Raw genomic sequence first — 10,692 nt, forward strand, 5'->3', positions numbered from 1 at the left:
AGTGAGCTAGGCCACCCTGTGGAAGAGGCTGCCCCTCCGGTACCCGAGGATTACTTCAGCTGGTTTCTGGTGGTCTTCCTGGCAGCCATTTCGCAGGAGTTTGCCTTTGCGGAGGAGATGACCGGCACCAGGGCTCGGCGCGGCGATGTCGAGGAAAGCACGTGGTTATGTCGTGAGTTGGGGCGGGGCTTCTCGGCTGCGGAGCTCTCGGTCACCCTGGAGCGTCTGCACCGGGCCACGCGCCAGATTGCCGGGTTCTTTGAGACCTATGACCTGCTGTTGACACCGGCCCTTGCCAGTCCTCCTGTCAGGCACGGGGAGCTCCACCCCAGAGGCCTTGAGGCGGTCCTGCAAGTGTTGGCCGCCCGCTTGGGCGTCGGTCGCTATCTGCGCTATGGGCCGCTCCTGCGGCAGGCGGCGGAGCGCGCGTTCCGGTTCATGCCGTTCTCACCCATCTGGAACATCACAGGGCAGCCAGCGGCCAGCCTGCCGTTGCACTGGACACCCGACGGATTACCGGTTGGCGTGCAGGCGGTCGCGCGCTTTGGGCAGGAGGCAACCCTCCTCTCGTTTGCCGCGGAGATGGAGCAGACTCGTCCCTGGAGCTTTCGTCTGCCAACGGCAGTCGCCGGGATTTCCTGATCGCAACACCTGATTGATCGAAACCTGCGTTTAGGTGGCCTCTTCGAGCACCTTGCGGACAGCTGCCAGTGACAGGCCGAAGTGCTTGGCCACTTGAGCGGGGGCTACTCCGGCCAGAAGAGCCGCCCGCACCGCCTTGCGCTGCCCCTCCTGCAGCGCAGATGAGGGTTTGCTGGATCTGGAGGGCTTGTCCTGGTGTGTTGAGCCGGAAACAAGGCGCTGGAGGGACTGACTGGTCTGTCGTGCTGCTGCTTCCAACTCCGGTCGTTTCCCCCTACCCTTTTCCAGTCGGTGCTGCACTTCCTCGACGAGCTGGCTCAGCTGCGCAGATAGCTGAGCGTCGGACAAACCAGCAAGTGCCGGCAGCTTGGCGGTCACAGGAGCCGGTTCGGACGCAGGCGTCGGGATGGTGAGTGTGACCTCGAACAGGTCGAGAGTGCGTGGCAAAGATCCTTTGGTCGGCATAGAACTGATATGGATATTGTGCTGTCCTGTCCCAAGCTTTGGATCTCGCCACATTGCCGCGTCAGTCTGCTGACAGGGCTCTGCTCTTGTGTCGTGCGTCAATTGCAGGCTGCCGTGTCAGTCAAGCCCATGGACAAGCCTTCTGCGGGATCGGGGTAGCCGATCGTGCAGCTATGGCGGCCCCTTACCGGGAGAGCAGAGGGACGTGGGCTGCCTCCGCCAAGGCACCACTGATGGCTTGGAAACATGACGCTACAATGCCGGAGGACAACAGCGCTGAGGCTTGATCCAGGAGAGGAATATGGGCGAGTGGAAGACGGTCTATGAGGATGAGGTCGAGGGGCGCTGGGTTACGCTCAAAGTCTACGAGAGTAAGAACGACGAGGATGGAGATGACGAACCAGTCGTGCGCGTCACGGTAGCCCCTTTGGAGAACGTAGAGGCGAACGAAGGCGGGCAGAAGCCCATGACAGCGGCAGATGCGGATGACAACTCCATCACACTGGATCCCGATATGATCGAGGATCTCGAGGAGGAGTTGATCGAAATCGGCTTCAGCGCACAGGCGGCCGACTGGATCATCAGCAAGGCTCCTGTGTGAGCCGCTCGGCCGCGGGATAAGAGGTAAACGATGGCCATCCGTTCGATGCACCCTCAACAAGGCAGAACAGCCCCTTGTTAAGTTTGTCGTGCATCAGGACGGGGATCGTCCCGTGCCGGAGAAAAGGCACGGCAGTAAAGTGCTCTATCCAGCGCCGACTGGTCGCCAGAAGCTGTGATCCTTCTGCAACCATCGATCCGGAAATGCCCCAGTCCGGTTGACGAAAATCCTGTCAAAGGTAGGTTGTCGGCCCCCATAGCCGACGACCATCATGAGCTTTTTCACCTCCATTGTCGCGCGGCACGCGCTCCCCGCCTTTGGCTTTCTTGCCCTGACGGCCGGAACACAGGCTCAGACCCTGAACGGCATCCGCATCGGGGAGGAAATCACCACGGCATCGCGGATCGCGGGCAAGCCAACCTCCAGAGTTGCCGCGGGCCCCCACGAGGAGGTCCGGTGGAAACTGTCTGACGGCAACAAGCTCGCGCTCGCGACGGATCCAGGCAACGGCCGGATCGCCTATGTCGAGGAAACCTGGGGCGGCCGGCCTGATGGCAAGCCCGCCGACTTTCCTGGCTTCAGATATGGCGAGACCACCCTCGCGGACATCCGGATGCATGCGGAGAACAATGGCTTCGCCTTCGTCGAGCGGCTCATTGACGAGAAGCCTGACGGCCTGCGCCTGTTCAACTCCTACGAGGTTGAGGGTTCTCCCGGCCTCGTCGTGACCTTCGTCACCAGGATGTCCATGAGGGACACGCAACGGCTCAAGGGCAAGCAGGAAAGCGTCGACATCAACCGGGCTGCCAAATTGGACGGCATCATTCTCGGGGAGGCTCGCTACCTCGAGGCAATCTGGGGGCAAGCCAAGCTCAAGGGCAAAGGCTACAAGCCCATTCGTTGGGCCTCCGCTCGCAAGGTGGCACTGAAGCCCTGATCGCCTTTGAAATGCTGTACAGGCTCATTGGGCATGGTCCCGACATCAAGGCCAAGCCGGGTTTGACAGGGAGGCGTTTTCAACCTCCAGATCGCTAGCATGCGCCAGCCATGCTCCCTTCAAGTCTTGTTTGCCAGACGCGCGGGCAAGATCGCCTGTGCTCCCAGGATCATCGGCTGGTCATGAGTGAAACTCATTGCGGCGCCACCGACGGGGGCGGACGTAAACAGGGATGGTAGTTCCTTCAGCCACGTGGACGGGCCGTCCTGCGGCGCGATGGCTCCGAGCCGTTCTCCCGTGGCTGGAGGAGAGATGCCCTTTGCGTCAGCGGATGATGGTGTGCAGGTACCTGGTACGGGACATACCGGTCGCGTCACTCGCGCGGGCGCAATCACACGCTCGAGGCCGGCATAGGCCAGAGCTTCGGGACGGCTGACCTCACCCAGTGAGACGCCGCGGCGCCACAGGGCGGTGAAGGATGGGTGCTGCCCGCCATCGGCATAGGTGGTCCGGATCGCCGCCCTGCCCTCCTCCAGCAACACCGCCACATGATCCTCTTCCATGGCCCGGTAGGCCAGCACCTCTGCTTCCGTCTCCAGACTCTTGGCCGGTCGGAAGGCATATCGCCCCGCCGACACGCTCACGACGGGTTCGTCCTTGGTCGCCTCGAAGCGATCCGAACCCTCCTTGAGTTGGCGCCAGAACGCGATGTTCGGGTCGAGGCGATGCCGAACGAGGTTTTCCGCCGTCATGCGAAACGGATAGGCTTGCAGCTGGACGGCCTTCTGGCCACCCCTGAACGCCTCCCGCATAAGGGCGTAGATCTCCGCCATTCCCGCATCCGTCATGGCATAGCAGCCGGCGGAGGAGCAGGTTCCGTGAACCATCAACGCGGACCCGGTGGCCCCATGCGCCCGATCGTAGGCATTGGGAAACCCGGTGTCGAAGGAGAGATAGTGCTTGGATTTTGGGTTCATCTGGGAGGCGGTGACGGCATAGAAGCCTTCCGGAGTCTGCCGATCACCTTCCTTCTGCTTGGGACCCAGTTGGCCTGACCAGCGGCAGATCGGGAACGTCTTGAGGTGAACATACCGCCCGCTGGTGCTGCGCTTCCAGACTTCGAGCTCCGCTTCCTTCTTGTAGACGCGGATCAGCATCGGTTCCGCGGGAGCGGTGTTGTTCCCTTTCATCAGGGTAATCGTTGCTGGCGGAATGGGAGTTTCGTGCTTCGGATATCCGGGCGCAGCCTGAACAGGCTGGCCCATCAGGGCAGCGGCCATGAGAGCCAAGACAGGCAGATATGACCATCTGAGCATCGAGATCATCGGCGGCTTTCGGTCGTTGGGTGCAAAGGGCTCTTATGGCATCTGTAAAGGGTCGAGACTGCCAGTTGCAGGAAATTGCGGCAACAAGTGGCTTTCCTCGAGACCGGGGAGCGCAGCGAAAGGGAGTGGCACAGCGAAAATGATCTCCTCGGCTCGTCGGACAGGCATGGACAGTTTTGGCGAGTGTCTCCCCTGCCCTCGCGGCACGATGCCGTTCAGGACAGCAGGTTGATCGACTAAGCGGTCGGGCGACAGTTCAGCCCAATCTTTGGCCACCGCACGGGCCACAAGGAGCTCGACGCTTTGCTGACCCGCCTGGGGCACGATGTGGTGCTGAGGCTGAAGACTTGCCGCAAGCTCGGGCTGTCGTTCTTCGCCTATCTCGGGGACCGCCTCGGACTGAACGCGGGTCAGCCGAAGATCCCGCCCCTCGCTATCCTCGTGGCCCGAGCAGCCTGAGGCTTGGCCCCCTAATCTGCCCCACTTACCTTCGCCAAAGCCACGCTTCCACTTGATGTAAGCCATTGATATACTTGGCGCTGAATACGCTATGAAAAGCTAATTATCGAATAGATACGGTCTGATGGTTGGATGAAACCCATAGTGCTCGGCTGCGTCGTGAGCCGCTTCATCTGAGATCGGATCACGGGCACTTCAGTAGGCCTCTTGTTGCGAGCCGAGCCGCTAAAGCCTTTGTTTTCAAAGCACTTTCGCGGGCTGCCGGAAAGCCCTGCCCTCTTTGAGTGGTAAACGAAATCGCTCACCGGTCGTCTTCAAACGATCAGTTGAATGCTGCTCCCATCTTTATACAGCCCGCTGGGCATGATTGACATTACTGCGGCGCCCTCCCCTCTTGCGCCTGCAGCTAGGTTGGTGGTCACCTGCTGCTGCTCAGATCAGTTCCACAATCTCGACAAATTAGCGCATGTCGCAATGACAGAAAGACCTTTGAGGACGGGCGCAACGCAGAAGGGGCAGAACACCTAGGTCCTGCCCCAAGGCATCACTGCTTGTTGGCTTTGTATGTTGCGTAGAGTTCGTCTAGCTTTGAGAAGACGAATGAACCAAACTCCGGATCGATGCTTTTATCGATCTGCAGGGTGTACTTCGTCTCTGTATCATTGACTTTTGCGAGACGACGCCCATCCGGGTCTTTCCAGAAGCTGAACTCTGAGGGCAAATTCTGTGGAGCTACACGCTCCTTCTTTGACAGCTTCGCGAAGAGCGTCAGGAATCTCTCGTCGGATTCGAGTTTCAGAAAGTCTGATTTCTTGATGATTTCACGGGCTCGGTCGACGCCATTAGCCTCCAGAATAAGTGCAAGGAAGTCCAACCACCTCGGCCTTCCAATACCTGGTGCACGCCCAATTGCATTAATGATATCTGCAGGGATCTTGGTTGCGATAGACACAAGTGACGATAGATCACCCTTCCTGACAGAAAGAGCTGCCATAATCGTTGCGCGTGTGAACTTGCGCTCCTCAAGGGTCGCTGCAAAACGTGCCCGCTCAATGTAGGACAGATCCAGACGCTCGTTGTTCTCCTGCCCTTGGGCAATCACTAGATCTTCATCGCTCAGATCTCTGATGACGGCTCTGACCTTGATGCCCAAGGCTGCCGCGGCGGCAACGCGGCGATGACCAAATGCAATCTGGTACCGCCCCACGATCTCTGGGTGAGGTCGCACAAGGATGGGGACGATTTGCCCCTGACTCTTAATCTGCTCCTTCAGACTAACCAAGGCGTCATCTGATCTATCCATTCGGTCAGATATAAAGGACCCATCGATCTTGCCAGTTTCGATCTCGACAACGGTGTGGCCGGACTCGATCTGAGCTTTGAGAGCTGCAATCTCAGCCTCCGATTGCCCCTTCATGTTCTCAAGGGCAGCTCCCATTGCGCCTACAGGAGCGCGGCCTTCAGACATCATCGCAGCGAACCTTGAACGTTTCTCGTCAACAGTCGGCTGCGGTTGCTTTGGCATCTGGACAATCGCCTTGAGGCTTTCTCCCTCGTCGGTTTGTTCCAGGCTAGCTTTCAAAATCGCCTGCAAGTCCCGTGCCATTAGACCCTCCCCCAGGCCTGTTTGATAAGTGCTTCAATCTCGCTGTTCACATTGTTCATCGCGTCGATCGCGCGGTCGAACGTGGATTTCGTGAACTGCTCCCGTGACACCTCATAGATGGTTTGCTTCGTCAGCCCTGCGTCTGAAATCGCGGTGCTCTTTAGCATAGCGTTCGTCAGAACGTGCTGTCCGAACATGGTACGCATGAAGTCGACCATTTGGCTCTGAGGCCCGTCGCCTGGTTCGAACCTAGTGATCAAGTAGCGAGTGAAATCGTACTTCATGCTGCTGCCATTTTCCCGGACGACGCGAAGCATTTCGGAGGCCATCGTCAGGAATTGGCACATCGACATGACATCGAGCATCTGGGGATGAACAGTGACGACCATCGACGTGGAGGCGCTGAGCGCCGCAAGCGTGAGGAACCCGAGTTGCGGTGGGCAATCGATTACGACAACGTCATATCTCTCCTCCACTGCTTTGAGGCTCATGCCGATGCGCTTGAAGAAGGGCGTCGACGGGTTCTGCCGGTCCATCAGCGCCTTGGGCGTCTCGTGCTCGAACTCCATGAGTTCAAGATTTGCTGGGATGATATCGAGGCCAGGGAAGTAAGTCTTCCGGATGATCTCCTCCGGATGTCGCTGTTCACCATCGTAGCGAATCGATCCGTAGAGAGTCTGGTTCGGATCCAGGTCGAATTCTGGCTGGATTCCATGGAGTGCCGAGAGGCTTGCCTGAGGGTCGAGATCGACAGCCAAGACCCTGTAACCTTGCAGGGCAAGATATTGAGCGAGATGAGCAGAGGTGGTGGTCTTTCCGCTTCCGCCCTTGAAATTTACGCAGGAAATGACCTGCAGATGCTCGCTTCCGGTTCGGTGCTTCATGTAACGCCGGTCGGACTTGCCCGTCTCATCAAGGTACTGCCGAAGTGTGTGGAGGTCTTCCAAGCTATACTGCCTCCTCCCATTTGGCAGCATCTCGGCCTGAGGCCCCTTCCCTTCCAAGGAGAGTTGACGCAGGTAGGCATCGGCAACACCGAGGATCTTGGCAGCCTCGCCAGACGTGAACTTGCGAAGTGTTTTGCGAGCGAGCGGCGGATAGAGAGCAAGGCGTTGGGATTGAAGCTGCTTGGAGAGATCCCTTGCATGAATGCCAATCAGTTCGTCCACCCACTGGGACTCATCGACGAGCCCCTCAGTTTTCTGCTGCGCGAGAGCCATGGCATTCCTCATGGATACGGAAACGGGCCAAAAAATTAGCTGTTTCCGTAGTTGGCCCTGAAATCCTTTCCGATTTGTTAACATTACCAGTCTGGCTGAGGATTTTTTATCGAGACGTCATTCTACGCAAACGTTGGGGATGAATGGGCAGTTTGTAGCTGCAAACTAGGTCTTCCTAACTGGTCACGGGAATTGCAGTTCAGGCCCTCTGCAAGCCGCCTGCAGATTAGACGTGACTAGCGGCCCACATATGATCAGTGCAGCGAATATCGAAACTTTATTGCTTGGGGACGAGGTGGGCATGCAGCAACTGGACTTAGTTTGCAGCTACAAACTAGCGAGTGTTCGACCTATCGATGATGATCGAGAAGTTACCCTCCCCTGCTAAATCGATGCATTGTCGATGCCCACGTTGCCGGTTTGCAGCTACAAACATGAAAATGCGCTAGACCCAGTCCGTTAGGGCTCCTTGGAGGACCAAACAACATTTGTGGCTTTGCTAGCAATTTCCTCCGCGCTACTAGATCTCGTTTGCAGCTACAAACTTCCCAGGTATGCTGCCGAAATCCTACCCTGCGGATTCATCCGCAGTCTTATGGTGTGCAACCTCAAGACCTGTGATTGGTCCGCGGTGCAGCTTACAGCCGCAGAAGATAGGTCATTCAGACGCATCTGAAGCTTAGGCCGTATCAAGATCAAATCCCAATGTGCCCTCGCCTCTATGGCTGGTTTGCAGCTACAAACTTGGTTCTCTTGATTGACGCAAGCTGTCCGACGAATAAAGCCCTCCACTGGCAGATTTGCCGTTAGCGATGTTCTCAGGCCACGGCCTTGAGGTCTGGCGCGGTGGCGTAGGCCCACGGCAGCAGATCATCGATGCGGGTGTTGAGATGGCCGGTGACGATGCGGCTCAGCACGTCCGCGAGATGGGCCTGCGGATCCACCCCGCACAGTTTGCAGGTCTCGACCAATGAGGCAATGATCGCCCAATACTCGCCGCCTCGACCCGAGGTCGCAAGATCCAACAGTACAAAAGCGAGGGCAGAGCGGTCGAGGCTCTTGAGACTTGGCTGCGCCGGAAGCAGACGCGGGGCTCCGTTACGCGGCGCCGCTCCTCTAAATGGACCTTCACACGGCACAAAGACAGCCCTTGAGCGTTGGAGTATTTGACAACGCCCCTGACTGTTGGCATAAACTCCAACATGAAGGCTGAACTCCTGTTCCGTGAGCGCCACCAGACAGCGGACAACGCTTTCGTCGAGCTGCGCGTCTGGCGGGTCCCACACCCGGTGCGCGGGTCGGACCACGAGTACAAGTACGCGCTGGCCTATGTCGTGAAGGGCATTTGCGTGCTTCGCTACGACAACGAGGCCGGGAAGGGCGATCACAAGCACGTCGGATCGATTGAGACCAGCTACCGCTTCACCACCCCAGCCCAACTGCTCGCTGACTTCTGGCGCGACGTCGACCAATGGAGGCCCGAATGACCACAGTGACCCTTTCCGTCGCATCTCGTGAGGACGTAACCCGGCGCGCGCTTGCCGCCTTCGGGGGCGAGGCTCAGGGCGCGCATATCTCGTTCGCTTCCGTCGAACTCCTCTGGCAGACGCTGACGAAGAAGCGCTGGGAGATCCTCAAGGTCATGACAGGGCAGGGCCCTCTAAGAATCCGCGAGATCGCCCGCCGCGTCGATCGTGACGTGAAGGCCGTGCACGGGGACGTTCATGCGCTTCTCGAGGCCGGCGTCATCGACAGGACGGACGAGGGACTGGTCGTTTTCCCCTACGACGCCGTTCACGTCGACTTTATGCTAAAGGCTGCTTGAACCGAGTGAAGAACTGGCGACGCCGGCGCGATCGGGGCTCGCGGAGCCTCCTGGATCGGCCGGCGTCGGGCCTCAAGATCGCGGCAGTCCAGCGGACGAAACCGGGAGAGACCGACGATCACGTTACGCCCATTATGTCCAAGGAAAAGTCCTCCGGAAGAGTGAGAGGTTTGCCAATTTATCTCTTCGTCCGCACCCCCTTGGCCATCTTCGCCTACGCGATGAGCTTCGTCCCACCAGGCTGGCTGAAGCGGGGAGGATGTCAGCTCTCGCCCTGAGCCTGGGGCGGGAGCGCAAGCCCGTGCTTCTTCGCCAAGTCGAGTTGCTTCTTCACTGAGGAGGCTGACCATGTGAGGCCGCCGCGTGGGGTTCGCTCCCGCATCCGTTCAAGTTGTGCTCCGATGTCTCGCAGCGAGAGGCTTGGATCGGTCATGGCGATACCGGCAATCAGCGTCATGACCCGATCCTCCGGGCTCTTGCGCGGGGCAGGGCAGAGGAGGGCAGGGTCCGCCATGTGCTGTGAGACGAGCTTGCCGACGGCGCGGCGCAACCGAGCCACGGTCCACGCATGCCCGCCGTCGGCGAGCACGCGGACAACATCCTCCCAAGGGTGATGAGGCCGCATGCGGCGCACCGTCGGCATCCATCGATCCGCGCCGGCAATCAAATCGTCCAAGTAGACCTTCTCGCGGGCGACGGCGATCTTGCGGATGGCCTCCGGCCGGCGCTCTCGCATGCCCGGATTGCCCGGCTTCTTGCCCCGTGCCTTGGCGGCTTTGATCCCGGCTCGTGTCCGCTCTGAGATGAGCGAGCGCTCGAGCTGCGCCACCGCACCCAGTACCTGCAAGGAAAATATACCTTGCGGGGTTGAGGTGTCGATCGGATCGCGTAAGGAGCGGAAATGCGCCTTCCTGGCCTCCAGCGTCTCGATCACCTCAAGAAGGTGGCTCACCGAGCGGGCTAGACGGTCCAGACGCACCACGACCAGGACCTCCCCTGGCTTGATCTCGCGGAGGAGCCGCGCCAGCACCGGCCGGGCTCGACTTGCCCCGGAGCCATGCTCCTGGTGGACCACCTCGCAGCCCGCTGCGCGCAATTCGTCGAGCTGAGCATCGTGCGCCTGATCCTCGGTGGACACGCGCGCGTAGCCGATCAAGCGAGCTTTCGAGAGGGGAGGGGCCATTGAGAGTTTCCAAAGCTGCTTTCAGGCCCTTTGTACACTTAGGCTTGTTGCGAGCAACTGATCGTTTGCAAACGTCTTCCATGTCATTCTGTTAACTAGCGGATGAGAGGAGGGCTTCCCCCAAGCCGGTGAAAATGGCGTAAAAACAAAGACTTTAGCGACTCGGCTGCCGCTTGATGGGCTTTATGAGCTCGAGTAAAGCGACCTCGGAGGGTGTGGCTCACGACACGGCCGCCAAAACAGGATGCGTCCGCCTGCCAAACCGTAGTCAACTGACCTTTAGCTTCCTCTACTCCCGTTCCTATATTCTTCTTCAAAGCCTTAATAGCTAAGTTGAAGCGTAGTCATCATAGTAACTGGGGCAGATTGGGGGGCCATGCCTCAGGCTGACTGGATGACGAGGTCGGCGAGCGGTGGGATCCTCGGCTG

At 59.0% G+C, this 10,692-nt stretch carries 11 protein-coding genes and 1 pseudogene; 6 read left to right on the forward strand and 6 right to left on the reverse strand.

Annotated elements, in window-relative coordinates; genetic code table 11:
- Positions 1–642: amidase family protein (locus ILT44_RS28600; protein ID WP_204243005.1), on the forward strand; the 642-nt coding region annotated here is incomplete at its 5' end.
- A 30-nt stretch (positions 643–672) separates the two neighbouring features.
- On the opposite strand, the gene ILT44_RS28605 is transcribed toward ILT44_RS28600, so the two are convergent.
- A complete protein-coding gene (locus ILT44_RS28605; protein ID WP_204243006.1) occupies positions 673–1,089 on the reverse strand; it encodes a hypothetical protein in 417 nt (138 codons plus the stop codon).
- Positions 1,090–1,408: 319 nt separating this feature from the next.
- On the opposite strand from ILT44_RS28605, the gene ILT44_RS28610 reads away from it, so the two are divergent.
- Both ILT44_RS28610 and ILT44_RS28615 read left to right on the forward strand, forming a co-directional pair.
- The gene (locus ILT44_RS28610) at positions 1,409–1,708 is read left to right on the forward strand and encodes a hypothetical protein (protein WP_204243007.1); all 300 of its coding nucleotides are present in this window, start codon (positions 1,409–1,411) and stop codon (positions 1,706–1,708) included.
- A gap of 271 nt (positions 1,709–1,979) precedes the next feature.
- The gene (locus ILT44_RS28615; protein ID WP_204243008.1) at positions 1,980–2,645 is read left to right on the forward strand and encodes a hypothetical protein; all 666 of its coding nucleotides are present in this window, start codon (positions 1,980–1,982) and stop codon (positions 2,643–2,645) included.
- Between the two features lie 119 nt (positions 2,646–2,764).
- On the opposite strand, the gene ILT44_RS28620 is transcribed toward ILT44_RS28615, so the two are convergent.
- Complete coding sequence (locus tag ILT44_RS28620; protein ID WP_372441286.1) at positions 2,765–3,970, reverse strand: L,D-transpeptidase family protein; 1,206 nt, start codon at positions 3,968–3,970, stop codon at positions 2,765–2,767.
- A gap of 303 nt (positions 3,971–4,273) precedes the next feature.
- On the opposite strand from ILT44_RS28620, the gene ILT44_RS28625 reads away from it, so the two are divergent.
- Positions 4,274–4,429 (forward strand): hypothetical protein, encoded by a 156-nt coding sequence (locus ILT44_RS28625; protein ID WP_204243010.1) that lies wholly within the window; start codon positions 4,274–4,276, stop codon positions 4,427–4,429.
- A 544-nt stretch (positions 4,430–4,973) separates the two neighbouring features.
- On the opposite strand, the gene repB is transcribed toward ILT44_RS28625, so the two are convergent.
- The 3 genes and pseudogenes from repB to ILT44_RS28640 form a co-directional block, all read right to left on the reverse strand.
- On the reverse strand, positions 4,974–6,035 hold the full coding sequence (gene repB / locus ILT44_RS28630; RefSeq protein WP_204243011.1) for a plasmid partitioning protein RepB: 1,062 nt from the start codon (positions 6,033–6,035) through the stop codon (positions 4,974–4,976).
- The gene (repA, locus tag ILT44_RS28635; RefSeq protein WP_239468605.1) at positions 6,035–7,255 is read right to left on the reverse strand and encodes a plasmid partitioning protein RepA; all 1,221 of its coding nucleotides are present in this window, start codon (positions 7,253–7,255) and stop codon (positions 6,035–6,037) included. The genes repB and repA overlap by 1 nt, the downstream gene beginning before the upstream one ends.
- Positions 7,256–8,073: 818 nt before the next feature.
- A pseudogene (locus ILT44_RS28640) lies at positions 8,074–8,271 on the reverse strand (transposase domain-containing protein); the annotation flags it as partial.
- Between the two features lie 186 nt (positions 8,272–8,457).
- Between ILT44_RS28640 and ILT44_RS28645 the strand changes: the two are divergent.
- Complete coding sequence (locus tag ILT44_RS28645) at positions 8,458–8,742, forward strand: toxin-antitoxin system TumE family protein (RefSeq protein ID WP_204243013.1); 285 nt, start codon at positions 8,458–8,460, stop codon at positions 8,740–8,742.
- Entirely contained in the window at positions 8,739–9,080 is a 342-nt protein-coding gene (locus ILT44_RS28650; protein WP_204243014.1) for an HVO_A0114 family putative DNA-binding protein, read from the forward strand. The genes ILT44_RS28645 and ILT44_RS28650 overlap by 4 nt, the downstream gene beginning before the upstream one ends.
- Before the next feature lie 262 nt (positions 9,081–9,342).
- On the opposite strand, the gene ILT44_RS28655 is transcribed toward ILT44_RS28650, so the two are convergent.
- Positions 9,343–10,263, reverse strand: a complete 921-nt coding sequence (locus ILT44_RS28655; RefSeq protein ID WP_204243015.1) for a recombinase family protein — start codon at positions 10,261–10,263, stop codon at positions 9,343–9,345.
- Between the last annotated feature and the right edge of the window lie 429 nt (positions 10,264–10,692).

Origin of the sequence: Microvirga arvi, from assembly GCF_016892765.1 — a bacterium.
GTDB lineage: Bacteria > Pseudomonadota > Alphaproteobacteria > Rhizobiales > Beijerinckiaceae > Microvirga > Microvirga arvi.

Bases quoted from the DNA above. Each gene is read 5' to 3' on its own strand.
- ILT44_RS28655 (WP_204243015.1), bottom strand. From the start codon at position 10,263: ATGGCCCCTCCCCTCTCGAAAGCTCGCTTGATCGGCTACGCGCGCGTG.
- ILT44_RS28620 (WP_372441286.1), bottom strand. From the start codon at position 3,970: ATGATCTCGATGCTCAGATGGTCATATCTGCCTGTCTTGGCTCTCATG.
- ILT44_RS28650 (WP_204243014.1), top strand. From the start codon at position 8,739: ATGACCACAGTGACCCTTTCCGTCGCATCTCGTGAGGACGTAACCCGG.
- ILT44_RS28610 (WP_204243007.1), top strand. From the start codon at position 1,409: ATGGGCGAGTGGAAGACGGTCTATGAGGATGAGGTCGAGGGGCGCTGG.
- repB (WP_204243011.1), bottom strand. From the start codon at position 6,035: ATGGCACGGGACTTGCAGGCGATTTTGAAAGCTAGCCTGGAACAAACC.
- ILT44_RS28645 (WP_204243013.1), top strand. From the start codon at position 8,458: ATGAAGGCTGAACTCCTGTTCCGTGAGCGCCACCAGACAGCGGACAAC.
- repA (WP_239468605.1), bottom strand. From the start codon at position 7,255: ATGGCTCTCGCGCAGCAGAAAACTGAGGGGCTCGTCGATGAGTCCCAG.
- ILT44_RS28615 (WP_204243008.1), top strand. From the start codon at position 1,980: ATGAGCTTTTTCACCTCCATTGTCGCGCGGCACGCGCTCCCCGCCTTT.